The sequence below is a fragment of the Salinibacter grassmerensis genome (genome assembly GCF_947077765.1).
In the GTDB taxonomy this organism is placed as follows: Bacteria; Bacteroidota; Rhodothermia; order Rhodothermales; family Salinibacteraceae; genus Salinibacter; species Salinibacter grassmerensis.
Window position 1 is genome coordinate 1 of sequence record NZ_CAMTTF010000003.1, and the last position, 25,361, is coordinate 25,361.

Annotated in this window: 24 protein-coding genes; 12 read left to right on the forward strand and 12 right to left on the reverse strand. The window is 66.3% G+C overall.

The window, feature by feature from the left end:
* From OJB03_RS07295 to thpR, 3 genes are all read right to left on the reverse strand, one after another.
* On the reverse strand, positions 1–828 hold an 828-nt coding region (locus tag OJB03_RS07295), incomplete at its 3' end, for a lysylphosphatidylglycerol synthase transmembrane domain-containing protein (protein WP_263786247.1).
* 52 nt (positions 829–880) lie between these two features.
* A complete protein-coding gene (locus OJB03_RS07300; protein ID WP_263786248.1) occupies positions 881–1,522 on the reverse strand; it encodes a LolA family protein in 642 nt (213 codons plus the stop codon).
* A 110-nt stretch (positions 1,523–1,632) separates the two neighbouring features.
* Complete coding sequence (thpR, locus tag OJB03_RS07305; protein WP_263786249.1) at positions 1,633–2,172, reverse strand: RNA 2',3'-cyclic phosphodiesterase; 540 nt, start codon at positions 2,170–2,172, stop codon at positions 1,633–1,635.
* A 117-nt stretch (positions 2,173–2,289) separates the two neighbouring features.
* Between thpR and OJB03_RS07310 the strand changes: the two genes are divergently transcribed.
* A complete protein-coding gene (locus OJB03_RS07310) occupies positions 2,290–2,748 on the forward strand; it encodes a putative molybdenum carrier protein (protein ID WP_263786250.1) in 459 nt (152 codons plus the stop codon).
* A 3-nt stretch (positions 2,749–2,751) separates the two neighbouring features.
* On the opposite strand, the gene OJB03_RS07315 is transcribed toward OJB03_RS07310, so the two are convergent.
* Genes OJB03_RS07315 through hisA form a run of 3 tightly spaced genes read right to left on the reverse strand, consistent with a single transcriptional unit; the run spans position 2,752 to position 4,681 of the window.
* Positions 2,752–3,075 carry an ABC transporter permease gene (locus tag OJB03_RS07315; protein WP_263786251.1) on the reverse strand — a complete coding sequence of 108 codons (324 nt, stop codon included), beginning with the start codon at positions 3,073–3,075 and terminating at the stop codon, positions 2,752–2,754.
* On the reverse strand, positions 3,059–3,865 hold the full coding sequence (gene hisF, locus OJB03_RS07320) for an imidazole glycerol phosphate synthase subunit HisF (RefSeq protein ID WP_263786252.1): 807 nt from the start codon (positions 3,863–3,865) through the stop codon (positions 3,059–3,061). The genes OJB03_RS07315 and hisF overlap by 17 nt, the downstream gene beginning before the upstream one ends.
* A 39-nt stretch (positions 3,866–3,904) precedes the next feature.
* Complete coding sequence (hisA, locus tag OJB03_RS07325) at positions 3,905–4,681, reverse strand: 1-(5-phosphoribosyl)-5-[(5-phosphoribosylamino)methylideneamino]imidazole-4-carboxamide isomerase (RefSeq protein ID WP_263786253.1); 777 nt, start codon at positions 4,679–4,681, stop codon at positions 3,905–3,907.
* A gap of 299 nt (positions 4,682–4,980) precedes the next feature.
* Here hisA and OJB03_RS07330 point away from each other — a divergent pair, with 299 nt between their 5' ends.
* Positions 4,981–5,190, forward strand: a complete 210-nt coding sequence (locus OJB03_RS07330) for a cold-shock protein (RefSeq protein ID WP_043552331.1) — start codon at positions 4,981–4,983, stop codon at positions 5,188–5,190.
* A gap of 391 nt (positions 5,191–5,581) precedes the next feature.
* On the opposite strand, the gene hisH is transcribed toward OJB03_RS07330, so the two are convergent.
* The 3 genes from hisH to hisB all read right to left on the reverse strand — a co-directional run bounded on the left by hisH (position 5,582) and on the right by hisB (position 7,870).
* Positions 5,582–6,238, reverse strand: coding sequence for an imidazole glycerol phosphate synthase subunit HisH (hisH, locus tag OJB03_RS07335; protein WP_263786254.1), 657 nt, complete (start codon positions 6,236–6,238; stop codon positions 5,582–5,584).
* An 83-nt stretch (positions 6,239–6,321) separates the two neighbouring features.
* On the reverse strand, positions 6,322–7,140 hold the full coding sequence (gene proC / locus OJB03_RS07340) for a pyrroline-5-carboxylate reductase (protein ID WP_263786255.1): 819 nt from the start codon (positions 7,138–7,140) through the stop codon (positions 6,322–6,324).
* Between the two features lie 121 nt (positions 7,141–7,261).
* Entirely contained in the window at positions 7,262–7,870 is a 609-nt protein-coding gene (gene hisB, locus OJB03_RS07345; RefSeq protein WP_263786256.1) for an imidazoleglycerol-phosphate dehydratase HisB, read from the reverse strand.
* A gap of 167 nt (positions 7,871–8,037) precedes the next feature.
* On the opposite strand from hisB, the gene OJB03_RS07350 reads away from it, so the two are divergent.
* The 6 genes from OJB03_RS07350 (at position 8,038) to OJB03_RS07375 (ending at position 14,807) form a co-directional block, all read left to right on the forward strand.
* The gene (locus tag OJB03_RS07350) at positions 8,038–8,364 is read left to right on the forward strand and encodes a hypothetical protein (RefSeq protein ID WP_263786257.1); all 327 of its coding nucleotides are present in this window, start codon (positions 8,038–8,040) and stop codon (positions 8,362–8,364) included.
* 119 nt (positions 8,365–8,483) lie between these two features.
* Entirely contained in the window at positions 8,484–10,622 is a 2,139-nt protein-coding gene (gene metG, locus OJB03_RS07355) for a methionine--tRNA ligase (protein ID WP_263786258.1), read from the forward strand.
* A gap of 66 nt (positions 10,623–10,688) precedes the next feature.
* Complete coding sequence (locus OJB03_RS07360) at positions 10,689–11,408, forward strand: 5'-methylthioadenosine/adenosylhomocysteine nucleosidase (protein WP_263786259.1); 720 nt, start codon at positions 10,689–10,691, stop codon at positions 11,406–11,408.
* A gap of 86 nt (positions 11,409–11,494) precedes the next feature.
* Entirely contained in the window at positions 11,495–12,934 is a 1,440-nt protein-coding gene (gene hemA / locus OJB03_RS07365) for a glutamyl-tRNA reductase (protein WP_263786260.1), read from the forward strand.
* A 112-nt stretch (positions 12,935–13,046) separates the two neighbouring features.
* A complete protein-coding gene (gene hemC, locus OJB03_RS07370) occupies positions 13,047–14,018 on the forward strand; it encodes a hydroxymethylbilane synthase (protein WP_263786261.1) in 972 nt (323 codons plus the stop codon).
* A gap of 45 nt (positions 14,019–14,063) precedes the next feature.
* A complete protein-coding gene (locus OJB03_RS07375) occupies positions 14,064–14,807 on the forward strand; it encodes a uroporphyrinogen-III synthase (RefSeq protein WP_263786262.1) in 744 nt (247 codons plus the stop codon).
* A 1-nt stretch (position 14,808) separates the two neighbouring features.
* Here OJB03_RS07375 and thiE read toward each other — a convergent pair whose 3' ends face one another.
* Complete coding sequence (gene thiE, locus OJB03_RS07380) at positions 14,809–15,492, reverse strand: thiamine phosphate synthase (protein ID WP_263786263.1); 684 nt, start codon at positions 15,490–15,492, stop codon at positions 14,809–14,811.
* Positions 15,493–15,599: 107 nt separating this feature from the next.
* A complete protein-coding gene (locus tag OJB03_RS07385) occupies positions 15,600–16,628 on the reverse strand; it encodes a DUF3667 domain-containing protein (RefSeq protein ID WP_263786264.1) in 1,029 nt (342 codons plus the stop codon).
* 244 nt (positions 16,629–16,872) lie between these two features.
* Between OJB03_RS07385 and OJB03_RS07390 the strand changes: the two genes are divergently transcribed.
* The 4 genes from OJB03_RS07390 to OJB03_RS07405 all read left to right on the forward strand — a co-directional run bounded on the left by OJB03_RS07390 (position 16,873) and on the right by OJB03_RS07405 (position 24,350).
* Positions 16,873–18,213 carry a glycerate kinase type-2 family protein gene (locus tag OJB03_RS07390; RefSeq protein WP_263786265.1) on the forward strand — a complete coding sequence of 447 codons (1,341 nt, stop codon included), beginning with the start codon at positions 16,873–16,875 and terminating at the stop codon, positions 18,211–18,213.
* A gap of 136 nt (positions 18,214–18,349) precedes the next feature.
* Entirely contained in the window at positions 18,350–20,947 is a 2,598-nt protein-coding gene (locus OJB03_RS07395; protein WP_263786266.1) for a M14 family metallopeptidase, read from the forward strand.
* A gap of 49 nt (positions 20,948–20,996) precedes the next feature.
* A complete protein-coding gene (locus OJB03_RS07400; RefSeq protein ID WP_263786268.1) occupies positions 20,997–23,102 on the forward strand; it encodes a thioredoxin domain-containing protein in 2,106 nt (701 codons plus the stop codon).
* 57 nt (positions 23,103–23,159) lie between these two features.
* Complete coding sequence (locus OJB03_RS07405) at positions 23,160–24,350, forward strand: thiolase family protein (RefSeq protein WP_263786269.1); 1,191 nt, start codon at positions 23,160–23,162, stop codon at positions 24,348–24,350.
* A 21-nt stretch (positions 24,351–24,371) separates the two neighbouring features.
* On the opposite strand, the gene OJB03_RS07410 is transcribed toward OJB03_RS07405, so the two are convergent.
* A complete protein-coding gene (locus OJB03_RS07410) occupies positions 24,372–25,313 on the reverse strand; it encodes a DUF4097 domain-containing protein (RefSeq protein ID WP_263786270.1) in 942 nt (313 codons plus the stop codon).
* Positions 25,314–25,361 lie beyond the last annotated feature (48 nt).

Below are 25,361 nucleotides of genomic sequence, written 5' to 3' on the forward strand. Positions count from 1 at the left end.
CGCCCACGCGTCCAAGATGCCAATGCCGTAGGGCTCCGCGAGGTGGAGCATCCGAAACGGAAGGTAAGCCATCAGCAGGTACCCGGCCCACATGCCGACCGTCGACACGACAATGGCCCCGCGGCGGGGGGAGGACACCAGGGTGGCCATCCCTTCCTGGAACGACACCGCGGCGGGCTTGAGGGTGGTCGTCCAGATGCGCCCAAGCCACGAGTCTTCGCGCCGGAGGAGCCGGCGGGTGCCCCCCACGGCGAGCACGAGCACGAGGAGCAGGCCGACTACGCCCCCGGCGAGCCAGTCCAGGGAGATGGACTGGAGGCGGGTCCATGCAGGGGCCACGAATTGCTCGCGCAGCACGTCGAGACGATTGAAGAGCAGCCCGACGGCACTCAGAAGGGCCGCGCCCAGCACGGCCGTGTCGAAGATGCGCTCGGAGACGACGGTCCCGAAGATGCTGCTAAACCGGTGGCGGGTGCGGGCCGAGAGGTTTGCGGTCCGCGCCACCTCGCCCATCCGAGGGGCCACGTAGTTCACCATGTAGCCGATCATGACGGAGGAGAAGGAGGCCTCCAGCATGCGCGAGGACGAAGGCGCATCCTCCGCCTGCTCTTCGGGGCCGGGCAGCGCCTCAACCAGGATCTGCCACCGCCAGGCCCGAAACAGGTTGCTGCCCAGGACGAGCACGACGAGGGGGAGCAGCCACCGGTAGTCGGCCTCGCGGAAGGCCGTCCAGATGTTGTCCATGTCCACGCCGTACACGGCGAGGGCCAGGAGGCCGCCCGCCAGGACGAAGCTTCCGATTTGAAACCACCGCCGTCGACTCAGCACGCGTCGTGGGGTCTGTTCCAGAGCTATTCAATCCCCCCAGGGCCCTTGTGGGTCAGTCGGTGGGCCGGAGGTCCACCACCTCCACGTCCTCGGGGGGCGAGAACGAAAAGGGATCCCCGCTAATTGGCGGGTCGATCCGGATGTCGCGCAGGCGAAGGTCCAAAATCGACCCGTTGCGGTCGACCGCCCGGAGGCGCGTGACGACGCGGTCGGGGCGCCGGACCCACAGCGTCGCCTCTTCAAACCGGGCCGATGAATTCGCCGCGGCCAGGGACAGCACCTCGTGGGCCGTTCCGGCCCGGGTAGCGGAGCGGGCGGACGTACGATCATATTTCTCTGCCGCGGTCGTGAGGAAGGCCTGCGGGGTCAGGGTGGACGCCTCCGCGTCGGCCGTATTCACCACAACCTGACTGTCGGCGGGGGAGTAGATCCACGTCGTCGCGCCGTCCGTCACGACCGTCTGGGCGGGCGTCTCGACCCGATACCGGTTCCCGGCAAGAAGCACCGTCCCGTCAATCCGGGTGGAGTCGTCCGCAAACTCGGAGGCGGTCACCTGCGTGAAGGCGGCCCGGAGCCCCGCCAAGGCATCGTAGCGCGACTGGAGGGCTTGCAGGGTCGGACCGCTGTCCTGGGCGCCCGCCGGAAGGGCGACTGCGCACAACAGGACACCGAGCAGCAGGAGGCGTCGTGACATCGGTGGCGAAGGAGACGAGAAAACAGTACGCTGGGCCAACGTAACGAGCGGCCGCGCCAATTATCGTGTGTGCGTCGCCCGATCACGAAAAATTGATGGCCGAGAGGGGGCTATCCGTTGAGTGAGTAAACGGCCTGCGCGTCGTGGGCGGCTCCGTTGGGGGCGAGGGTGCTCTCGTAGAGTACAAACTGGTCGGCCCGGAAGGCAGGAAACGAGTGGGCGTTGAGGGTCCGGAGAAATGCGTGCACCGTCTCCGAGGCCGTATCGTCCACCCGGGCGAGCGTGATGTGAGGGGTGTAGTCCCGGTCCTCCAGAGACAGGCCTTCCCGTTCGAGGGCGCCGCTTACAGCCTCGTAGAGGGCCACGAGGGACGCGGTGCGTTCCAGTCCAAGGACCAGAACGCGGGGGGAGCGCCGAGACGGCAATACATCCAGTCCGTAGGGCTTGCAGCGGGCGGGTGGAGCGGTCATGTCTGCGAGGGCCTGCTCGTAGCGCGCCGTCTGCTCGGCGTTGGCGTCGCCAATAAATCGGAGCGTCACATGAAACTGGTCCGGATCGGTCCATCGAGCGTCAAGCGCGGACGGCGCCTGCAGGGCGGCCACCTCGTCTTGAAATCCGTCGGGGAGATCAATCGCCGTAAAGAGTCGCATGCGAGGTGAGTTTGGGCGAACGAAAATGCACTTCGGCGGGAACGGCCCTGACGAAACTGGACGATGGACGGAGGGTTCGGATCGTTAGCGTTGTCCCCGACATGCCTGTGCAGTCGCATGCAGTTTCAAAAAATCATATCGGGCGGGCAGACCGGCGTCGATCGGGCGGCGCTGGACGCGGCGCTGGCCCATGACGTAGCGGCTGGGGGATGGTGCCCACGGGGACGACGGGCGGAGGACGGGCCGATTGCCCCGCGCTACCCGCTCCGAGAGACGCCCACAGCCATGTACGCGGAGCGGACGGCGCGGAATGTGCGAGACAGCGACGGGACCCTCATCATTGCCCCCGGCTCCTTGAAGGGCGGGACGGCCCTCACCCGCCAGGAGGCCGGGGCGCGCGAGAGCCCGCTGCTCCACGCCCGCCTGACGGATCCCGCGCCGGTGCCGATGATCCATGCCTGGGCGGCCGAAAACGATGTGCGGATCTTGAACGTGGCGGGGCCGCGGGCAAGCGAGGTGAATGGCATCTACCGCCGTGCCCGGTCCATTCTTGGGGACCTGCTGGCATCAACGTAACGGTTATTCGGGCTCCTGTGGGGGCGGTGGGTCGGAGCGGCGGCGACGGTGGCGTTGTGCAAAGAGGTCCTCGCCATCTTCAACACGTCCGGCCGCGATCCAGAGAAGTCGGACCCCCACGGCCGTGGCGGCCAGGACGAACAGGGTGAAGGCGGGCCACAGCGGGGCCTCGAAGCCGAACTGGCTCGCGCGGGCCTCGGGGTAGCGCACCCATTTGTCGATGCCCCACGCCGCCATCCCGCCCCCGAGCGTGGCAAACACGAGGGCCGCTCCCTTTAGCAGGCGGACCGCTGTGGTGGAGTCGGAAGAGTCAGTCCGTGGCGGCATATCGATCGGTCCAGTTGTTCAGGGCAGGCCGAACCGGAAGGCCGGCGTCGCGGAGATGATCTTTGGCCTCCTCCACGGTGTGCTCACGAAAGTGAAAGATCGAGGCGGCCAGCACGGCGCTGGCCCCGCCGTCGACGAGGCCCTCCCGCAAATGCTCGAGGGTGCCGGCCCCCCCGGAGGCGATGACTGGAATCTGGGTCCGCTCCGTGACGGCGCGGAGGAGGTCCAGGTCGTATCCGTCCTTCGTGCCGTCCCGGTCCATCGAGGTGAGCAGAATCTCACCGGCCCCTCGCGCTTCCGCCTCGGCGGCCCACTCCACGGCGTCTCGCCCAGTCGGCTTGCGGCCGCCGTGGACGACCACCTCCCAGGCGGGCCCGTCCCCGTCCCGCCGCTTCGCGTCGATGGCCACCACGATGCACTGGTCCCCGAACGCGTCGGCGCCGCGGGCGATCAGGTCCGGGTCCTTCACGGCCGCGGAGTTGATGGCCACCTTGTCGGCGCCGGCCTGGAGCATTGCCCGCATGTCGTCGACCGAGCGGAGCCCGCCGCCGACGGTGAGGGGAATGAACACCTGGTCGGCGGTGCGCCGCACCACGTCGTGCATGATGTCGCGGTCCTCGTGGGTGGCGGTGATGTCGAGGAACACCAGCTCGTCCGCCCCGGCGGCGTCGTAGGTGCGGGCCTGTTCCACCGGGTCGCCGGCGTCGCGGATGTCGACGAAGTTGATGCCCTTCACGACGCGGCCTTCGTCCACGTCGAGGCAGGGAATAATGCGTTTCGCGAGGGGCATACGGACACGGAAAAGGAAATCAGGTCGAGCGAGAAGAGACTACCGGAGAGACGCCGTCGAGAACGTGTCGAGGTCGACCGCGCCCTTGTCCTGCCAAGCCCAAAACTGCTGGCACGGGAAGCGGTTCTCGTAGAGCGCCGTGCCGACGATCACCGAATCGACGCCGTAGGGCTCAAGCGTCTGAATATCGAGCAGGTCGTCGTGGTCGCCCACGCCGCCGGACGCCGTGATTTGGGCGTGGGAGAGCTGGCGACCGAGCGTCCGGTACGCCTGAATGTTGGGGCCGTCCATCGTGCCGTCCCGGCTGATGTCGGTGTAGACGAGACGGCGCACCCCGCGTCGCTCCATGTCTTTCGCAAACGCGACGGCGTCAAGCCCCGATCCCTCCGTCCATCCCTGTACGCGGACTTCCCCGTCGCGGGCGTCAATGCTCACGACGACCCGCTGGGCGGAGAACTGCTCCACCGCCTGTTCCACGAAATCGGGGTCGCGGACGGCCGCGGTGCCCAGGATAACCCGGTACACCCCCCGGTCCAGGGCGGCCTCAATCTGATCCATGGAGCGGATGCCGCCGCCAAGTTGGATTGGGATGTCGAGCGCATCGCACATTTCCCCAATCACGTCCCGGTTATGGTCGCCCTCTCCCCGGGCCGCATCGAGGTCGACCACGTGGAGCGTCTGCGCGTTCTGCACGCGCCACAGCTTGGCCATCTTGACCGGGTCCTCGAAGTACACCGTCTCGTTGTCGTAGTCGCCCTGGTGCAGGCGTACACACCGGCCGTCGCGGATGTCGATGGCGGGAATGACGAGGGGCATGAAAAGAGGGGGATGGAGGGGAGACTTGCGCAAGAACCGTTACTTCCATTCACGAGGCGGCGCAATGTTCGTGGGCGCACTTTCTTGTGCTTCGGGCACCCGGTCCCGACCGGAAAACGGGAACTGGGTGAAGAAGCGGCCCAGGCCACCCTGGCCCGGAACTGTGAAGACGACCGCGGATGCGATCTCTTAACTCTATACTAAACTTGCGCTTCCTTCACTGCCTCGCCGCGCCGACTACCCTGGACGCGGGCGCTGCATCGGCGGAGCGCTCCAACAAACACAACGACGGTTACAGTATGCAACGCGGAACGATTAAGTGGTTTGACACCGAAAAGGGATTTGGCTTCATTGAGCCTGAAGAGGGCGGTGAGGACGTATTCCTGCACGTAAGCAACATTACCGGTTCGACGGGCGGCGACGACCTGCGCGAAGGCCAGACCGTGGCGTTCGAGACAGAGCGAACGGAGAAGGGGCTCAGTGCCCTCAACGCCTCGCCGGTCGGATAACGGCGGCACAACCCAGTATGAGAAGACCCCAGCCCGTCCCCCCTGGGACGGGCTTTTTTGGTTGTTGGGCCGCGACACGGCGTCCCGTGAATGGCGCATGGCCCGTAAGAGTTACGAGTTTGATATCCAGAACGGCCGCCGAAAACCCTGAATGGGGGGCAGAGCCGCGTACGGCCTGTGATGGCACCCTTTTTGGTCATTCTGTTGGCCCCGCGAAGCATAGGGTGCATCCGATGTCCTGCGTTGGTCGTTCCGGCCCCATGGAAAATCCCGTCGATACCGCAATCCGATTTTTAACCATCGCTGCGGGGGGCGTAGGCTTCCTCCTTCTGCTGTTGATTCAGCTGCTCTAGGCGCGGCCGAGACGGGACGAGATCAGCGGGGGCCACTCCTACGCCGAAACCGACCGCCCAGCCTCCTCGGTCGTCGGAAGCGTCGCAAAATTTTCGAGTAGTCCGAGGCCGGCGGCCTGCGACTTCTCGGGGTGGAATTGCACGCCGAACACATTGTCGCGCTGCACCACGGACGGGAAGGTGTGCCCGTAGGCAGTAGTGGTGAGCACGTCGTCGGGGGCCTCCGCCACGGGGTGGTAGGAGTGCACGAAGTAGACGTACGGCGTGTCTCCCAGTCCGTCGAGCAGCGGGTGGTCACGGGTGGGGTCGATTGCGTTCCACCCCATGTGCGGGACCGACAGCTCGTCGGGCATCCCCGCGTCGGTGTCCCGAAAGTGGGCGACGTGACCGGGCAGAATGCCAAGCCCTTCGTGCGTGCCCTTTTCGTAGCCGGTCTCGAAGAGCAGCTGCATGCCCACGCAGACCCCCAGAAACGGAACGCCACGGTCGATGGTGTCGTGGATCGGCCCCTCCAGGTCGCGCCGCCGGATCTCGTCGATGCAGGCCCGGAACGCCCCCACCCCCGGCAGGACCAGCCGCTCGGCCTCCGTGATGGCCTCCGGGTCGTCGGTGCGGTGCACCGCCGCGCCCACGGTCTCGAAGGCTTTCTCGATCGAGCGAAGGTTGCCAATGCCGTAGTCGATGATGGTCGTCATGGGGGCAGAAGGGGCAGAACGAACAGTCCGAGCGTGAAGGTGGGGGCGTCGTGTTTCGCTGCGCGCCGGGGCCGGGGCAACTCCTATTCGTCGTTGAGCTCCTCGGAGCGTTGGGTGGCGGTGCCGACAGCGTTGATGAGCATGGTGCGGAGCCCATGCTCTTCGAGCGACGACACCGCGGCGATGGCGGTTCCGCCGGGGGTGGTGACCTCATCGCGCAGGATGGCAGGGTGCTTGTCCGTGTCAATGGCCAACTTGGCGGCGCCATACACCGTCTGCCGGGCCAGCTTTGAGGCGTCTTCGCGGGACATGCCCTGCTTCACGCCCGCATCGGTCAGCGCCTCGATGAACATATATACGTAGGCGGGGCCGCTCCCCGACAGTCCCGTGACGGCGTCCATGTGGTCCTCGGGCACGACCACGGCGTCCCCCACGGCCTCGAAGATTGCCCGGGCCTTCTCCAGGTGGGCGTCGGTCGCGTACGTGCCGGGAGAGAGCGCCGTTGCGCCGGCGTCGACGAGGGCCGGGGTGTTTGGCATGGCGCGGATCACCGGTTGGTCCTGCCCGAACCCGAGCTGGAGCCGCTCGCTGGTAATGCCGGCCAGCACGCTAATGACGAGGACATCGCGGTCCACGTGGTCGCGGATGTTGGTAATGACCTCGGCCCGGCTCTGGGGCTTGATGGTCAGCAGAATGATGGAGGCGTCCTGGACGGCCTCTACGTTGTCGGTCGTGGTGCGCAGGCCAGGAAACTCCTCGGCCAACGCGTCGAGGGCCGAGCCGGTCCGGCGGGTCGCAATCACGCTCTCGGTCTCGATCAGGTTGCCGCTGATCATGCCGCCGATGAGGGAGTGGCCGATGTTGCCGGCGCCGATGACTGCGACCGTGTCGTCTGAAAGCATGGAGGGGTCGGGCGTATTTCGTAGGAGGGCTCGCGTCGAAATCACCGTCGTGCACGGTTGGGGGGAACGAGCAGGGGGGACGGGCGCCGGATCTGCCGCTCCCGATCCGCCATCGTCCTGATTAGGCAAGTGTCCCCTTCGTGGACGCCACCTCGGCGTGGTCGGTGCGGCGACGTACGGCCGTGCGCAGGGCACAGGCAGCCGCCTTGAAGAGGGCCTCAATCTTGTGGTGGGCGTTGTGGCCGCGAAGAACGGTCAGGTGCAGGTTGCAGCGGCCGTGGTCGGCCACGGAGCGCCACACGTGCTCGACCAGTTCCGTCGACAGGCCGCCGACCTGGTCTCGCTGGAAGGCGGCCTCCAGGTGGCAGTAGCTCCGTCCCGAAAGGTCGACCACGGCACGGGCTAGCGCATCATCCATCGGCACGTAGGCGTGTCCGTAGCGGGCGATGTGCGCCTTGTCCCCGAGGGCGTCGTCGAGGGCGCGGCCGAGGCCGATGGCCACATCCTCGACCGTGTGGTGGTCGTCCACCTCCAGGTCGCCGTCGCACTGCACTTCGAGGTCGAGCGCGCCGTGCTTGGCGAAGAGGGACAGCATGTGGTCGAAAAACCCGACGCCGGTGTCGATGTCGTAGGTCCCGTCGCCGTCGAGGGTGAGGGCGACGGACACGTCCGTCTCGGCAGTGGTACGCTCGACGGTCGCTGTGCGAGGGGAGAAGCGGGAGTCGGACATGAAGTGGCCGGGGACTGAGCAAAGAAACGAGTCGTCCCTGTTTTCACAGGGGGCTCACGCGTCGTGAACACGCAGAAGCATCCGCTGATTCATATACTTGGATCCGAAGGAAGTGCCCACCGGTTGGTATGTGTGCTCCAATCTCCCACGAAGAATCGCAGCGACCCGTGGCAACCTATAGCGAGGCCGATTTCGAGGACAGCCGATTTGACTATGGCGAGCGTGTTCGCATCCTGCTGCGCCACCCCAAGCTGGGCGGCGTGTACGGAGAGGCCGAGGGAACGTGTGCCGCCCGGGAAGACGAAGTTGAGTTTGAGGCGAAGGACGGCACGATGCGCACCAAGACGCTTGTCTGGCTCAAAGACATCGAGGGCTACGAGAAGCCCCACGAGGACCTTCCGGACACGACTCAGGCAGTTGAGGAGGCCTGGTTCGCGGAGGAAGCCCTCCGAAAGAAGGAGGGGGACCCGCTCGATGGGGTGAGCTTCAACTAGATCTTGGGGGAGACGGGCGGGTGCGGACCGCCGGGGTTTCCTGCTTCCCTCCGGACACCCACCGTGTCCCGAGATTCGAGCCCACTCTCCACGCTACACACGCCTACGACTGATTGCTGATGGAAGACTCTTCTGCATCCGAGCGGTTACTCGTCACCGCGGCCCTTCCGTACGCTAACGGCCCCATCCACATCGGCCACCTGGCAGGGGCGTATCTCCCGGCGGACCTCTTCGTGCGCTACCAGCGGCTGAAGGGAGAGGACGTGGCCTTCATCTGTGGCTCCGACGAAATGGGCGTCGCTATTCTCATGCGGGCCATTCGGGAGGACCGGACTCCGGAAGACATCATCGACACCTATCACCCCCAGATCCGCGACAACTTCGAGCGGTTCGGAATGAGCTTCGACCACTACGGGCGTACCTCCAGCGAGACGCACGTGGAGACGACCCAGGATTTCTTCCGGGTGCTCGACGAGAATGATGTTTTCGACCTCAAAACCAACGAGCAGCTCTATGACCCGGAGGCCGAGATGTTTTTGGCCGACCGGTTCGTGATCGGCACGTGTCCGGTCTGCGGCTTCGAAGAGGCCTACGGCGACCAGTGCGAACAGTGTGGCTCGTCCCTTAGCCCGACGGAGCTGGAGGACCCACAGAGCACGCTTACCGACGCGACGCCGGAATTCAAGGAGACGACCCATTGGTACCTGCCCCTCGGGGAGCTTCAGCCCCAACTGGAGGAATGGATTGGCTCGCACCCGGAGTGGAAAAACAACGTCGTCGGGCAGATTCAGAGCTGGTTCGACGAGGGGCTCAAGGGCCGTGCGATTACCCGTGATGTGCCCTGGGGGGTGCCGGTCCCCGACGACGTTGCCGAGCGGCACGGGCTGGAGGCGGAGGGGAAAGTCATCTACGTGTGGTTCGACGCCCCGATCGGCTACGTCTCGGCCACGAAGGAGTGGGCCGAGGAGCAGGGCGAGCCCGACATGTGGGCCGACTACTGGCAGGGAGAGGACACCCGCCTTGTGCATTTTATTGGCAAGGACAACATTGTCTTCCACTGTCTCATGTTTCCGTCCATGCTCATGGAGCATGGCGACTACGTCCTGCCGGACAACGTGCCCGCCAATGAGTTCTTGAATCTGGAAGGGGAGAAGCTGTCCACGAGCCGCGGCTGGGCGGTCTGGCTCCACGAGTACCTCGATGACTTTGCGGACGAGCGGCACGCGCCCGACCTGCTCCGCTACGCCCTCGCCACGACCCTGCCCGAGACAAAAGACGCGGACTTCAGCTGGGAGGGATTTCAGCAGCGCGTAAACGGGGAGCTCGCCAACGTCTTCGGCAACTTCGTGCACCGGACGCTCACCTTTGCGCAGCGCTACTTCGACGGAACGGTCCCGCCGCTGGAGGCTCCCTCCGAGACCGACCGGGCCATGCTCGACCGGATGGCCGAGGTGCCCGACACGGTAGGCGCGGCCTACGAGGAGCACCGCACGCGGGACGCGGTGTTCGAGACGATGGCGCTGGCGCGTCGCGGCAACAAGTACTTCAACGACACGGAGCCGTGGCACACCCACGAGAGTGACCCCCAGGCGTGCGCCAACACAATTCACGTCAGCCTGCAGGTGTGCGCCGCGCTGTCCATTCTGTTCGAGCCGGTTTTGCCCAGTGCCGCGGCGAAGCTGCGGGAGCGCATCGGGCTCGAGAATGTGCGAACCAGCACCCCCGACGACGATCCTGCCGACGCGGTGGGCTGGGGGGATGCCGGAACGCCCCTTCTGTCCGCCGGTCACGCAATTCCGAGCGGCGCCGACCCGGAGCCGCTCTTCGAAAAAATCGACGACGACACCATCGAGGCCCAGATCGAGAAGCTCCGCGAGCGGGCCGCTGAACGAGATTCAGACTCATCCACTACTGACATGGACTACGAAGACCTTAGCGATAACATTTCGTTCGACGACTTCACCAAGCTCGACCTGCGCGCCGGGACTGTAACGACCGCCGAGCCGGTGCCCGACGCCGACAAGCTGCTCCGACTGGAGATCGACCTCGGCTTCGAAGAGCGACAGATCCTCGCGGGGGTGGCCGAGCAAATGGCCCCCGACGAGGTTGTGGGGCTAGAGGTAGTGGTCGTCGCCAATATGGCCCCGAAGGAGATGTTCGGGTTCGAAAGCCAGGGCATGGTCCTGATGGCCGAAGAGCCGGACGGCACATTCGTCCCGGTGACCACCGCGGCCGAAGACGGATCGATTGTGCGGTAGCACGTGGGGAAGCCCCCAGCCCCTGGTTCTCAGACACACCGAGCGCAAACCGAGTACGACCCCGGCATGACCCTGGCCGTCCTGTCCGCGATGGAGGTTGAAATGGAGCAGTACATGGAGCGGTGTGCGCCCGAGCACTCCACGCAGCGGGCCGGTCGGACGGTGCACGAGGCCGAGTGGCAGGGCCATGACCTGATCCTCGTCCAGACCGGGGTGGGAAAGGTGAACGCGTCCTCCTGCACGCAGCTGCTGATCGACCGGTACGACGTCGACGCCGTTCTTTGCACGGGCTCTGCCGGGGCGTTGAATCCCGCGCTCGACATCGGGGACGTCGTGGTGGCGACGGACTGTGTACAGCACGACGTGGTGGTCGACTTCTTAGGACTGCCTCGCGGCCAGATTCCGTTTACCGATCTCCGGTTCTTCGAGACGAGCCCATCGCTTCGCCGGGGCGCCGCGGCGGTGACGCTGCCGGAGCACTCGATCGTGGAAGGGCGGGTGCTGACGGGCGATACGTTCGTCGAAGACGCGGCGCACCGCCATCAGCTGCGGGAGGAGTTGGACGGAGATTGCGTCGAGATGGAGGGCGCGGCCGTGGGGCAGGTGTGCGCGATGAACGACGTGCCGTACCTCGTGGTGCGGGCCATCTCCGACCATGCAGACGGCACGTCCGACGTTGATTTTGGGGCATTCATGCAGGAGGCCGCCCGGTCCTCTTCCGAGATCGTCCTGTCTCTCCTCAGTGCCCTGGAAGCGGGCGAAGCCCTGTCTGCACCCGGGCGTTGACGCCTTATTCAACCCCATTTGCGAACAGAGCCCCCTGCCTCGTGTAACAGGTCTGCATCAAACGCTTGTGTCTTTCAACGGGCTCTATGAGGTTCTACGCAGTCGGGCTTAATCACGAGTGCACCTCGCTGGAGCAGACCGAAACGTTCACGCTCAGTGCGGAAGAACAGGAAGCCTTGTACGCAAACCTTAGCCTGAGCGCCGACGCGGAGGTCGTGGTCCTGTCGACCTGCAACCGCACGGAGGCCTACCTCTACGGCACCGAAGCGGACCTGCGCCAGGTGAAGGCCCTGATCGGGCAGGGAGGCGGCACGCGGTGGCCCGAAGAAACGGCCTTTCACAAGCGAGATGAGGCCGCGGTGCGGCACCTGCTGCAGGTGACGAGTGGTCTTCGCTCCGTAGTGCTCGGCGAGCGTCAAATCTTTGCCCAGGTGAAGGCGGCCTACGAACGGGCGGTGGACGCCGGCGGCGTGCACTCTGTAATGCACCGGCTCCTCCACACCGCGTTTCGGGCCGCCAAGCGCGTTTCGTCGGAGACGGGACTGGCCCGTGGGGCCGCGTCGGTCTCGACCGCGGCCGTGGAAATGGCCCGCCAAGACCTTGCGGAGGCCGGCGATGGGGAGCTTCGCGACACGGACATCGTGCTCGTGGGCGCGGGCAAGATGGGACGTCTCGCCCTGGAGGCCCTCGCAGACGAGCCCCTTGGGTCGCTGACCGTGGTGAACCGGTCGCCCGACCGGGCCCGTGAGGTGGCGTCGTCGTTTGGGGGCGATACTGAACCGTGGGCCGACCGCCACCAGGCCGTGGCCACCGCCGATCTTGCGCTGGTCGCCACGGGCGCGTCCGATCCTGTCCTTCACGCTCCCGCGCTGTCGGCTCCCGACGCGGCGACCCTGGTCGTGGACGTGGCCATGCCCCGCAACGTGGACCCCGCCGTGGGCGAGCGCCCTGGATACCGGCTCCACGATCTGGACGACCTGGAGGCCTGGACCGCGGAGGTCCGCGAGCGCCGGGCCGACGCCGTGCCTCAGGCAGAGTCCATCTGTGAGGATCTCCTCGAAGACTTCGTGACCTGGGTGTTCCACCAGCAGGCCCTTCAGCCCGCCATTCAGGCCATCCGCAGCACGTTCGACACGATCCGGGAGCAGGAGGTCGACCGCCACGCCCACCGCACGGGGATGGACCGCGAAGAGGTTGACCGCCTCACGGAGTCGATCATGCAGAAGCTGCTGGCGGTTCCCATCGTGCGGCTCAAAAACGTCGACCCGGAGAGCATCGACTTCGTCCAGGGCATCGAGCTGCTCCACGCGCTGTTCGCGCCGTCCGACGAGAGCGACGCGGGACGGGCCCTGGCGGAAGCGTCCGACGCCGAGACGCCCGACCTGGGCGAGGCCCCGTCCCGCTGTCCCTACATGACCCACGATCCGGGAGGCGACGGGAAAGAAACAGAGGAAGTGCAGAAGGCCCTTCGCCTGTCGGCCGCGCACCAGGCCGCCTCGCATCCCGAGGAGGTCCACGACCGGTAAGACGGGCCCGCCGACCGGCGTCTCGATCGTGTACTGTGCGACTGGAGGGGGCTGTGTCGTGGCCGCGGGGAGCATCGCTTGCATTCTCTTCTGAGCTTCCCCTGGACTGTGCATGTCGATTCCCGATCCGCTCGTTCTCGGCACTCGAGGCAGTGAGCTGGCCCTCCGGCAGGCCAATGTCGTGCGGTCGAAGCTCGAAGCCGCCGGGCACCGCGTTGAGCTGCAGACCATCACGACGCGTGGCGACGAGGCGACAGACACGCCCATCTCGGAGATTGGGGACGAGGCGGTCTTCACCAAAGAGCTGGACCGCGCCCTTCTCGACGGGAGCGTAGATCTGGCCGTCCATTCCCTCAAGGATATTCCGTCGACGGTTCCGTCGGGGCTCGCATTGGCCGCGATCGGGGAGCGCGAAGATCCGCGTGATGCGTTCGTCGCTCACCCGTCCTTCGACGGTCACCTCCATGACCTGCCGGAGGGGGCCACGGTGGCGACCGCCTCGCTCCGCCGCACGGCCCAGCTGCTCACCTGGCGGTCCGACCTTGAGGTCGTGCCGGTTCGGGGCAACGTGGACACCCGCATCGAGAAACTGAGCGAGAGCGGCTGGACGGGGATGGTCCTGGCCGTGGCGGGCCTCGCGCGGCTCGGGCTGTCCCTCCACATTCGCGACCGGATCGATCCGTCGCTCATCGTGCCGGCGGTGGGACAGGGGGCGCTCGGCATTGCGTGTCAGGAGGAACAGGATGCGCTCCGCGACCTGCTGCGAGAGACCCTCCATCACGCCCCCAGTGGGTTTGCCGCGGACGCGGAGCGGGCGTTCCTGAAAAAAGTGGGTGGGGGATGTCAGGTGCCGCTCGGGGCGTGGGCCCGCATGGAGGACGGCACGCTGGTGTTGGACGCCTGCATCGCTGCCCTCGATGGCAGTGAGCACTACCGCGACCAGCGGCACTGCGCGCCGGAGGACGGGGCGACCGTCGGGCGTGAGCTGGCCGCCGACCTGTTGGCGATGGGGGGCGATCAAATCCTCGACGATGTGCTGGGGGAGGGCCGGGAGGGAACGTCGAACTCCCCATTTCGGCCCTGATTGGGGCTCTGTCTCTCGCGGCCCTGTGGAAACCGGACATCAATCATGAGCGCCGCCCCCGACGTCATTCTTCTCCGGTCGGCGGACGAAGAGGATCCGGACCGGTACCGTACCGCCTGCCGACAGGCGGGACTACGGGCAGTCTGCGAGCCTGTGCTCGCCTTCGAGTTTCCCCGACAGGGGCAACTCCGAGACCGGCTTGCCTCGTCCGATCCGTACGCAGGGCTCATCGCCACCAGTCCGCGTGCCACGGCCGCCCTCGACCGGGTGTTCTCGACCCACGATGCGCTCGTGGACGAATGGACGGACCGTCTGGCGTACGCGGTGGGGCCGAAAACGGCGGCGCGCCTTCGGGCCCTGGGGCTTCGTGTCCGTGGTGCTGACACGGGAACCGCGGACGCCCTGGCGGCCCAGATCATCGAGGCTGACCCGGACGGGCCCCTGCTCTTCCTGTCCGGCAACCGACGGCGCGAGGCGCTGCCGGAGGCCCTGCGGGCGGCGGCGGTTCCCTTCGACGAGTTGGTAGTGTACGAGACACATCCCCGCACTGACCTCAACGTACCCGGGCCGGAACAGACGCCTTGGCTCGTCTTCTTCAGCCCGTCCGGTCTGGAAGCAGTGACCCACGCAGAGGGAGTAGACGTGCAGGACCACCGACTCGCGGCCATCGGGCCGACCACGGCGGGGGCCCTAAAGGCCGAGGGACATGTCGTGGAGGCAGTGGCGGACGAGCCGTCCCCAGACGGGCTCGTGGCGGCCCTCCAGGAGGCGGGCGCGAGGGTTTCCTGAGTCACGAGTCCGTTTCGCGGAGCACCCCGTCGATGGCGGCTCGGAAGCGGGCCGTGGCCTGCTCGGGGTTGCGGGCCGTGGCGACGGCGGACAGCACGGCGATGCCGTGGGCGCCCGCCTCCAGCACGCTCCGCACCCGATCGTGGGTGATGCCTCCGATTGCGATGACTGGAATGGGAACGGCCTCACACGCGTCGGCCAGGCCGTCGGGGCCCTTTACCGACTTGGGGTTGCGCTTCGAGGTCGTGGGAAAGACGGGCCCGAAGCCGATGTAGTCGGCCCCCCGCTCGTAGGCCTCTGCCGCCTGGTGGGGCTTGCTGGCCGTACCGCCGATGACGGGGGATGTGCCCAGCACCGAGCGGGCCGCGTCGATCGGGAAGTCTTCCTGCCCGAGGTGCACGCCGTCGGCGTCGGTGGCCTGCGCGATGTCGAGGTGATCGTCGATCAAGAGCGGCGTGGAGGCGTCGGCACACACCGCGGCGACCCGGCGCGCCTCCAGCAGTTTGTTCTGGACGCCGCCGTGCTTCTGCCGAAACTGGATGGTGTCGGCCCCGCCCCGAATGGCGAGCCGGGCCAGCTCGGCGTGGGAGCGATCCTGCTGGAGGTGAAAGTCGGTAAGTACATGCAGGCGACCGATGGGCGGGTCGGTCGGAGTGTGTTCTCCGTTGGGGGAGGGATCCTCCATGACTGAGGGCGGCGCATCTCAAAAGTACGTGCGGCGCCTTCACTTTTCAGCTCCGACGCGGTTCCGTGGGGTCCAAACGTGGGGCGGCTGAATTCCCGAACCACGTGTTATTCCGAGCGGCCTCCGTATCGATAGCGGGCATACTCGAGGATCCCGTGTACGAGAAGCAGAACGGCGGTGGAAATGACAGCGACGACGGCCACCGGTCCGTCTCCGGAGTAGGCGTCCGGGTGGGTCCAGTGGAGCCATTTGGTGTACCCTGCGAGGCCTGCAAGTGCCACTAGGGGGGCTTCGATGAACCCCCATGCAAACCCGAGGCTTCCCTTTACGCCGTTCCACACGTTCGCGCCAAAGCACCCGTATGTGAGAAGGCCCGGATAGACAAGAAGAATCATCTGTGAGGCCCACTTGAACACTGTTGAGATTCGAGACCCCGGTGCTCCATAGTGTTCGAGGAGTCCGAAAATGAAGTCGGCACACTGTAAGAGGATGACCGCGTGGGCGGTGGCGTACGTTGCGACGGCGAAGGCCTCGGCGGGAAAGTTCGTGTTTCGCCGGAACAGGACCCAGTAAAGGAGCCCGACGAGCCCCGCGATCAGCACGAGCACCAACGCAGGGTACGCGCCGAACTGTTCGAGATCCTGAACGGCCGCGCGCCACGCGGTCCCTTCGAGTGGTGTTGTTTCACTTGAATCCTGCATTGCGTCTTCAAAGCCATTCGCAGCCGGCACAGCGAGCCGTCCGATGTTCGAGCCCGAGGCCCCAATCCCCTGTAGCGTCGTAGAGATGACCGTGACGACGAGTGCGCCGACCAGGAGATATCGCCCTGGACTCGTGAATGGACGTCGTGACCCTGCCAAGTATCCCCGTACAGCTGTACCAGGACGGAGGGTGAGGTCCCTGAAGGTGCGCCAGAGCCCACGGTCCGTGTCGACGAGTTCCCGGACGAACCCCCCGAGGATATGGAGGATGGAGAGTTCCGATTCTGCCCGCTGTCCACAGCCCGGGCAGTACTTGCCAATGAAGGTCCGTCCGCAGTTGGCACACGTCTGGGGGACCGCGGGCGGCTGTGCCGTCTCCGAGACCTCCGAGTCGGCCGTGCCCGTGGCGGGATCGTCATCGGGAGGGGAGGACATAGAAACTGATTCACCTTGACAGGTCTAGACTGAGCTACACCGAAGCTTAACATCAGATATGCCCGAAGAGGTTTCGTCCCAGGGGCCGACCATCAAAACCGCTGCGGAGTTCTTTCCCCCCACGCAATGGGGGCGAAGAGGAGTCGGACCGCCGTCAGTTTCTCACCGATGACATCCTCCCGGACAACACTGCTCGGTGTCCCGTAGGACCCCGCGATCAAGTTTCTCAAGACAGCCTTTGCCTGTGCCTCACGCTTCTCCCCTAGACCCTGTCATCTCGGACGCGAAAGCGCTCTTTCAGGCGGCCGTCCGCCGCGTGCAGGCCCCCCGCCTGCTTGAGTCGACCAACCCGGCCGCGTGGGCGCCCCGACCGCTGGACGACTACGATGGGATTCGCATCGTCGGACTCGGAAAGGCCGCGATGGCGATGATGGGGCAGGTCGAGCAGGTGCTCGGCGACGCCATGACGGACGGATATGCCATCGTGCCGGAGGGGTACCCCGAGCATCTTCCGGCGTCGTGCCCGGCCCCGATGGCCGGGACCGTGCTGGAAGGCGGCCACCCGCTCCCTACGCAGGCGGGGGTGCGAGGGGCCCGACGAATCGTGGAGCAGGCCGAGGCCGCGGGGGCCGACGAGTTGCTTCTCGTGCTGGTGTCGGGGGGCGGCACGGCCCTCGGCACGCTGCCGGCGGAGGACATGGCCCTCGCGGATCTGAAGCGCACCTACCACCTTCTGTTGCAGAGCGGGGTGAACGTCCACCAGATGAACGCAGTGCGCAAGCACCTGACGCAGGTTGGGGGAGGCCAGCTGGCGCGGGCGGCGGCCCCGGCGGACGTCGGCAGCCTCATTGTCTCCGACGTCGTCGGGAACGATGCGTCTGTTATTGCAAGTGGGCCCACCGTGCCCGACCCCACCACGTACGAGGACGCCATGCGCGTGCTTTACACGCGGGACCTGTGGACCGAGGTGTCCGGCCCGGTGCGCACGCATTTCAGCACGGGTGCACGGGGGCGTCGCCCGGAGACCCCCGGCCTGGGGGCGGACTGCTTCGAGCGTACGACGAACACGCTGGTGGGAACCAACCGGACGGCCCTCGCAGCGGCCCGGGAGGCAGCGGAGGCTCGCGGGTATGCGGTGCGACAGGTTACGGAGGAGGTGGACGGGGAGGCGCGGTCGCTGGGCAAGGCGCACGTCCAGGCCATGCTCCAGGCGGACCCCGACACCCCAACCTGCTGGCTGTGGGGCGGGGAGCCGACGGTCACGGTCACGGGCGACGGGACCGGTGGGCGCAACCAAGAAGTGGCGCTGGGGGGCGCCCTCGCCCTCGAAGACGCGCCTCAGCCGACGGTGCTTCTGAGCGGCGGAACCGATGGCATCGACGGCCCGACGGATGCAGCGGGGGCCTGGGCAACCCCCAGAACAACCGACAAGGCCCGTGCTGTGGACTGCGACCCCAAGGACCACCTCCGGCAAAACAACGCGTATCCGTTCTTTGACGCTATCGATCAACTCTTGCGCCCGGGACCGACCCACACAAATGTGATGGACGTGCACGTGGGCCTCAGTGTCCCTGTCGGGACCTAGTCCTGGAAAGAGTGTCCGACGAGTACGGTCCTCTTTTCACGAGGCTGTCATTTCACCTGCCGTGACGAATCGGTATAATGCGTTCACGGTCAGTTCCCCTTCGCTCTGCCTTCGCATTGGACCCTCTCACGTACTGATGTCTCTTCGATCTTCTCTTCGGCGCCTCGTGGTTCTCGGGGCCATTCTCATCGGCCTCTGTCTCGTGGCGGCGCCGGTGTCCGGTCAGGACCTCCCGCTCGCCATGGATACCCCCCTCCCAGGGACCGACAGCTATAACGATGCCATTCCCACCCCCACGGAGGTCATCGGCCACGAAATTGGGACGCGCCACACCCGTCCGGCCCAGGTCGTGCGCTACTTTGAGGCGGTGGCGGAGGCGAGCGACCGGGTGCAGCTTCGGGAGCACGGCCGCACCTACGAGGGGCGGCGGCTCATCCACGCCGTCGTGACGAGCACGGACCATCAGGAAAACCTGGACCAGATCCAACGCGCCAACCGGCGTGCCACCACCGCGCCGAACCAGGTGTCGGACGAGGACCTGCAGGACCGTCCGGCCGTCGTTCTCATGGGGTATAGCATCCACGGCGACGAGGCAAGCGGCACGGAGGCCGCGATTCTGCTCCTGTACCACATGGCGGCCGGCCGTGGGCCCGATGTGGAAGCGGCCCTCGAAAACGCGGTCACCCTCATCGATCCGATGTTCAATCCCGACGGGCGCGACCGCTTCGTGGATTGGGTCAACGGCAACCGCGGGGGCACGCCAACGGCCGACCCGCAGGATCGCGAGCACAACCAGTCCTGGCCGGGGGGGCGCACCAACCACTACTGGTTCGACCTGAATCGAGACTGGCTGCCCGCACAGCACCCGTCCTCGCAGGGACGGCTCGACTACTTCCACGACTGGAAGCCGCAGGTGCTCACGGACTACCACGAGATGGGATCGGAGGCGACCTACTTCTTCCAGCCGGGCGTGCAGAGCCGCACGAACCCCAACACCCCGGAGGTGAATCAGGAGCTGACCGGGCGCATCGCGGAACGCCACGGCGAGTACCTCGATCAGATCGGGTCTCTCTACTACACCCGAGAGACGTTCGACGACTTCTACTACGGAAAGGGGTCGACGTACCCCGACATCAACGGCTCGATTGGGATTCTCTTCGAGCAGGCGTCCTCGCGGGCCCTGGTACAGGAGACGAGCAAGGGCGAGCTGACCTACCCCTTTACGGTGCGAAACCAGTTCATGACTTCGCTCTCGACGATGAAGGCCGTCGTGGAAATGCGGACCGACCTGCTGGAGTATCAGCGCGACTTTTTTGCCAACCGGGACGAGGCGCTCCAGGACACCGACACCGAGGCCTTCCTCGTCGACCGGTCGTCACAGCCCACCCGGGCCCGGGCCCTGGCGCAGGTGCTCGACCGCCACGAGGTCCAGATGTTTGATCTCGACGAGTCGGTCCAGGCCGACGGAAACACCTTTCGGCCCGGCGACGCCTACATGGTTCCGCTCGACCAGCCGCAGGGCCGCTTCGTGAAGGCGGCCATGGAGCGTACCTCTTCGTACCCCGACTCAATCTTCTACGACGTGTCGACCTGGAGCCTGCCGCTGGCCTTCGGCGTGGAGCACGCGTCTGTCTCCGACGCGCCGGCGCAGGGGCAGCGAATTCAGGACCCGAGCTACGAGAGCGGCGAGGTCGTCGGAGGCCGCTCCGAGTACACCTACGTGTTGCCTTGGGGGAGGTACTATGCCCCGCGGGCTGTGCAGCGCCTCCACAACAACGACATCCGCCCCCGCGTGATGACCGACCCGTTCACGGCGCGCGTCAACGGATCGTCTCAGTCTTTTGACCGGGGCGCCATTGTCGTGCAGGTGGAACAGCGTGGCGTGGCCGCGGACAGCATCCATCAGGTCGTTCAGCGCATTGCCGAGAACGACTACGTCAACGTCTACGCCGTGGATCAGGGGATGACCCCGCAGGGGCCGGATCTTGGGAGTCGCAACTCCCCGATTCTGAGTCCGCCCAAGGTCGCGATTGTCACGGGAACGGGCGGCGGCTCGCGGTACAGCGGCACGAGCCCCTACAACGCAGGGGAGGCCTGGCACCTCCTGAGCGAGCGCATGAACGTGCCGGTGTCCCTGGTCGACCTGTCCGACGTGCAGTACGCGGACCTCGACCGCTACAACACCATGGTGCTGGCCGGTGGCAGCTTCGACGACCTGCCCACCGACGACATCGAGACCTGGGTCCAGAACGGCGGTACGCTCATTGGCGTGGAGGACGCTGTGGAGTGGCCCATCGAACAGGGCATGGTGGACCTGGAGGAGCGCGAGCTGGACGTGGATTCGCTGGTTCAGAATCAGTCGTACGCGGACCTGGACAATGCCTATGGGGCGCAGGGCATTGGCGGCTCCATCTTCGAAACGAACCTCGACCCCACTCACCCGGTCGCTTACGGCTACGACGAGAGCGTGCCTGTCTTCCGCGTGGGAACGGGCTTTTACGACCCAAGCGATGAGCCGGGGGCGAGCGTGGGCACCTACGACGCCACGCCGCGCCTGAGCGGCTACCTCTCCGACGAGCAAGAGGCCCAGGCCCGTGGCGCCGCGTCCATCGAGGCCCATGAGGTGGGCGGTGGTCAGGTCATTCTCTTTATGGATAATCCCAACTTCCGGGCCTTCTGGTACGGCACCAACGGCCTCTTCCTGAACGCCGTCCACTTCGGCCAGATCTTGTAGCGCCCAGAGAGCGTGTTCACGTACTCAGGTTCACCGACACACTGACGCCATGCCCAACCGCCTCGCCGACGAGCAGAGCCCATATCTGCGCCAGCACAAGGACAACCCTGTTAACTGGCGCCCGTGGGGCGAAGCGGCGTTTGCGAAGGCGCGCGAAGAGGACAAGCCGATCTTCCTGTCCATCGGGTACTCGACGTGCCACTGGTGTCACGTCATGGAGCGGGAGTCCTTTGAGGACGACGACGTGGCGACGCTCCTCAACGACGGCTTCGTGCCGATCAAGGTGGACCGCGAGGAGCGCCCCGACGTCGACAGCATCTATATGGACGTCTGCCAGATGATGCGGGGGCAGGGCGGATGGCCGTTGACCGTGCTCCTGACCCCCGACCGGAAGCCCTTCTTCGCGGCGACGTACCTGCCAAAGGAAGGGCGTTTTCAGCGGACGGGCCTCATGGACCTCCTGCCCCGGGTCAGGCAGCTCTGGAACAGCGACGACCGGGCGAAGCTTCTCGACGACGCGGAGCAGGTCACCGACCGGCTCCAAAGCGTTGGAGACGATCAGACGGACGGGGATGCGCCCGGGCCGACGCTCCTCGACGAGGCGGCGCGACAGCTCTCTCAGCAGTTCGACCGGACGCACGGCGGATTCGGGTCGGCCCCGAAGTTCCCGGCGCCGCACAACTTGCTTTTCCTGCTTCGTCACTGGCACCGAACGGGGGAGCAGGAGGCCCTCGATCTGGTCACCACGACGCTCGACCGGATGCGGTGGGGTGGCCTTTTTGACCAGGTGGGGTACGGCTTCCACCGGTACTCCACCGATCAGCAGTGGAAGCTGCCCCACTTCGAGAAGATGCTGTACGACCAGGCCATGCACGTCCTGGCCTACACGGAGGCCTACCAGGCAACCGGCACCGACCGGTACGAACGCACGGCCCGCGAGGTGCTCACGTACGTTCTCCGCGACCTTCAGGCCCCGGATGGCGGGTTCTTCTCCGCCGAGGACGCCGACAGCCTGAATGCGGAGGGCGACATGGAAGAGGGGGCGTTTTACGTCTGGTCGATCGAAGACATTCGAGAGCGCCTGGAGCCGGCCCTGGCGGACCTCGTGATCGACGTCTACAACATGTCTCCGGAGGGCAACTACCAGGAGGAGGGGACGGGCGAGCGGACCGGGAAAAACGTGCTGCACCGCGAGCAGTCCCTCGCCGCGGCGGCTGAGCAGCGAGGGACGGACGTGGAGACGCTCCGGGATCGCCTCGACACGGCCCGCCGTGCCCTGCTTGACGCCCGATCCGAGCGTCCGCGCCCCGGCCTCGATGACAAGGTGCTGACGGACTGGAATGGTCTCATGACGGCGGCGCTCGCGAAGGCCGCCCGCGTCTTTGACGAGCCCACCTTTGAGGAGGCCGCCGTTCAGACGGGTCGGTTTGTGCTCGACACGATGCACGACGCGGACGGTTGCCTGCTCCACCGGTACCGGGAGGGCGAGGCTGGCATCCAGGCCACCCTCGACGACTACGCGTTTCTGATCTGGGGACTCCTGGAGCTGTACGAGACGACGCTCGACACCGACTGGCTCCGGGCGGCGGTCGAGCACATGGAGGCGGCCCTGGATCGCTTCTGGGACGCCGAGGGCGGCGGCTTTTACATGACTCCCGAGGATGGAGAGGCCCTCATCGTGCGCCCGAAGGAGGCGAACGACGGTGCCCTGCCGTCCGGCAACTCGGTGCAGCTGATGAACCTGTTGCGGCTGGCTCGCTTCACCGACCGCACCGAGTTTGAGGAGCGGGCGGCGGCGTTGAGCCGGTGGGCCGGGGCTACCGCCCGGCGCCGGCCGACCGGGTTCACGGCGATGCTCTCGGGGTTGCATTGGGCGCTGGGCACCCCGCGGGAGGTCGTGGTGGTGGGCGAGCCCGATTCGGACGACACCAATGCCCTGATTCGTGTGCTTCGGGACACCTACACCCCAACCACGGTCACGCTGCGTCGCCCCCCCGGCGACGCGGACATCACGTCCCTCGCCCCGTTTACGGAGTCGCAGACGCCCGTCGATGGACAGGCCGCCGCGTACGTCTGTGAGGCATTCCGGTGCCAGGCGCCCGTCACCGCCCCGGAGGCACTTCGAGATCAGCTCCGAACCGACGGAGAGGGCTGATGCGCCCGTTTCTCCGTCCTCTCATTTCTGCTTTCTCAACAACTCTGTTGCTTCGCTATGCGTGATGTTTACATCGCCGCGGCTGCCCGGACTCCGATGGGCCGCCTCGGCGGCGCCCTTAAAAGCCACTCTCCCGTCGACCTTGCCGCGCCGGTCATGCGGGCGGTGCTCGACCGTGCCGAGGTCGATGGAGGGGGGCTCGACCTCTACATTTTTGGGAACGTGCTCCGGGCGGGGCAGGGCCAGCTGGTGCCGCGTCAGGCGGCCCTTCAGGCGGGGATTCCCGAGAGTGTCGACGGGTATGCCGTGGACATGGTGTGCGCTTCTAGCATGATGTCGATCATGAACGGGGCGACGATGATCAAGGCCGGAGAGGCCGACCTCATCCTTGCGGGCGGCACCGAGGCGATGTCCGACGCGGGCTTCTATCTAGATTCCGATGCGCGGTGGGGCTACACGTTCTCGCCGGGGGGAGAGCAGCTGCAGGATGTCATGCATCGCGATGGCCTCAGTGATCCGGAGACCGGCAACGCTATGGGCGAGCAAACCGAACGGCTCTGTGCGGAGCACGACATCGAGCGGGCGGCGCTTGACGAGATTGCGGCCGCTTCCCAACAGCGTGCCGCCGAGGCGACGGATGCCGGTCGCTTCGATGACGAAATTACCCCGGTGGAGTACGACACGCGGTCGGGGCCCGAGACGCTGGAGACGGACGAGGGCATCCGTCCGGGCACGACGGCGGAGGGGCTTGCAAACCTGGGACCGGCCTTCGCGGAGGACGGCGTGTTGACGGCGGGCAACAGCAGTCAAATCTCCGACGGGGCCGCGGCGGTGCTTCTCGCCAGCGCCGATGCGGTGGACGCACACGGCCTCACGCCGCTTGCGAAGGTGCATCGCGGCGGCTGGTCGGCACGCGAGTCGTGGCGCTTTCCGGAGGCGCCCATTCCGGCGGTTCACAATGTGCTCGACGCGACCGACACGACGCTGGACGACTACGACCTCTTCGAAAACAACGAGGCCTTTGCGATCAACAACATCCTCTTTCACCGCGAGCTCGACGTGCCCTACGACCGGTTGAACGTGCACGGCGGCGCAATCGCGCTCGGCCATCCCATCGGGGCGTCGGGGACACGAATTACGGTGACGCTCCTTCATGCCCTGCGGCAACGCGACGAGACGATGGGCATGGCTTCCATCTGCCACGGCACGGGCGGCGGTGTGGCGCTGGCCATCGAGCGTACCCCCTGACGGGCGAGGCCCCACGGACAACTATGCCCTGGACACTGCGCGACACTGCGCCGTTCCCTGAACGGCTCGGCCCTCGAACGAGGCCCCTCCTCCGTTGAGCCGGCCTTCGACACGGTGGGCCGTTTGTGTCCCCTCGAACGCAAAGTCGTCGTCGAGGGTTGCGCGAGAACCCGAAAGCACAAGGGCAGCGGCCTGGTCAGAAGGGAGATGCATTCGGAGGGGGCCGCCGATGGACTGAAGGGTGGTGGCCTGGGTGGGGGCTCCCCGATAGGTGAGCGCCCCGCCCTGGACCTGGGCCTCGCAGGGCCCGGTCAGGCCTCGCAGGGTCAGCGCCGCGCCGTGGACCGACAGGTCGGCGGATCCGCTCAGGTCCTCAACGGTCGTGGGGGAGGACCGCGCCTGCAGGGTGACGGACATGTCCTGGAGGCGTTCGAGGCGGACGGTGCCGGCTGCCCACTGAGCGTTCAGGGCGGCATCGGTGCCGTCCTGAACCGTGAGGTCGCCGCCGCTTCCCTGAATCTGGAGCGGCCCCGCCAGCCCGCTGGCGTGCACCGAACCGCCCGGTACGGTCAGGGCAACGCTGCCGGCCAAGTCGGAGACCTCGACCGCTCCCCCCGAAGCCTGGGCGGTCACGTTGAGACTGGGCGGAAGGAAGACGTTGAGGCGGACGGCCGTCGGGTGATGGTGATGCCGGCGCCAGTCCGAAATTCCGCCAGAAACGCGATGCCCAGAAACGTACAACCGGTCGCCCGACTGTTGGGCGGAGATTTCCTTCTGGTCAAACAACCTACGGGCGGTGTCTGGGGCGGCCTTTGGCACTGTGCCGTGGACCTGGACACGGTTGGCCTCGTCGTGGGGCTGGAGATGGAGGTGCGCGTCGGGCACGTCGAGAACGAGCGTGTCGAACGCATAGGCTTCGAACGCCGCGTCCATGACGGTCGCCGTTGAGGAAGGAGAAGGCATAACACCGATTGGGCGAAAAGTCCGCGAGCATCTATGCCGCCTGGATCT

Bases quoted from the DNA above. Each gene is read 5' to 3' on its own strand.
- proC (WP_263786255.1), bottom strand. From the start codon at position 7,140: ATGCTTTCAGACGACACGGTCGCAGTCATCGGCGCCGGCAACATCGGC.
- OJB03_RS07385 (WP_263786264.1), bottom strand. From the start codon at position 16,628: ATGTCCTCCCCTCCCGATGACGATCCCGCCACGGGCACGGCCGACTCG.
- hemC (WP_263786261.1), top strand. From the start codon at position 13,047: ATGTCGATTCCCGATCCGCTCGTTCTCGGCACTCGAGGCAGTGAGCTG.
- OJB03_RS07310 (WP_263786250.1), top strand. From the start codon at position 2,290: ATGCAGTTTCAAAAAATCATATCGGGCGGGCAGACCGGCGTCGATCGG.
- OJB03_RS07360 (WP_263786259.1), top strand. From the start codon at position 10,689: ATGACCCTGGCCGTCCTGTCCGCGATGGAGGTTGAAATGGAGCAGTAC.
- OJB03_RS07395 (WP_263786266.1), top strand. From the start codon at position 18,350: ATGTCTCTTCGATCTTCTCTTCGGCGCCTCGTGGTTCTCGGGGCCATT.
- hemA (WP_263786260.1), top strand. From the start codon at position 11,495: ATGAGGTTCTACGCAGTCGGGCTTAATCACGAGTGCACCTCGCTGGAG.
- OJB03_RS07375 (WP_263786262.1), top strand. From the start codon at position 14,064: ATGAGCGCCGCCCCCGACGTCATTCTTCTCCGGTCGGCGGACGAAGAG.
- OJB03_RS07405 (WP_263786269.1), top strand. From the start codon at position 23,160: ATGCGTGATGTTTACATCGCCGCGGCTGCCCGGACTCCGATGGGCCGC.
- thiE (WP_263786263.1), bottom strand. From the start codon at position 15,492: ATGGAGGATCCCTCCCCCAACGGAGAACACACTCCGACCGACCCGCCC.
- OJB03_RS07330 (WP_043552331.1), top strand. From the start codon at position 4,981: ATGCAACGCGGAACGATTAAGTGGTTTGACACCGAAAAGGGATTTGGC.
- hisF (WP_263786252.1), bottom strand. From the start codon at position 3,865: ATGCCCCTCGCGAAACGCATTATTCCCTGCCTCGACGTGGACGAAGGC.
- OJB03_RS07400 (WP_263786268.1), top strand. From the start codon at position 20,997: ATGCCCAACCGCCTCGCCGACGAGCAGAGCCCATATCTGCGCCAGCAC.
- OJB03_RS07300 (WP_263786248.1), bottom strand. From the start codon at position 1,522: ATGTCACGACGCCTCCTGCTGCTCGGTGTCCTGTTGTGCGCAGTCGCC.
- hisH (WP_263786254.1), bottom strand. From the start codon at position 6,238: ATGACGACCATCATCGACTACGGCATTGGCAACCTTCGCTCGATCGAG.
- hisA (WP_263786253.1), bottom strand. From the start codon at position 4,681: ATGCCCCTCGTCATTCCCGCCATCGACATCCGCGACGGCCGGTGTGTA.
- OJB03_RS07315 (WP_263786251.1), bottom strand. From the start codon at position 3,075: ATGCCGCCACGGACTGACTCTTCCGACTCCACCACAGCGGTCCGCCTG.
- hisB (WP_263786256.1), bottom strand. From the start codon at position 7,870: ATGTCCGACTCCCGCTTCTCCCCTCGCACAGCGACCGTCGAGCGTACC.
- thpR (WP_263786249.1), bottom strand. From the start codon at position 2,172: ATGCGACTCTTTACGGCGATTGATCTCCCCGACGGATTTCAAGACGAG.
- OJB03_RS07410 (WP_263786270.1), bottom strand. From the start codon at position 25,313: ATGCCTTCTCCTTCCTCAACGGCGACCGTCATGGACGCGGCGTTCGAA.
- metG (WP_263786258.1), top strand. From the start codon at position 8,484: ATGGAAGACTCTTCTGCATCCGAGCGGTTACTCGTCACCGCGGCCCTT.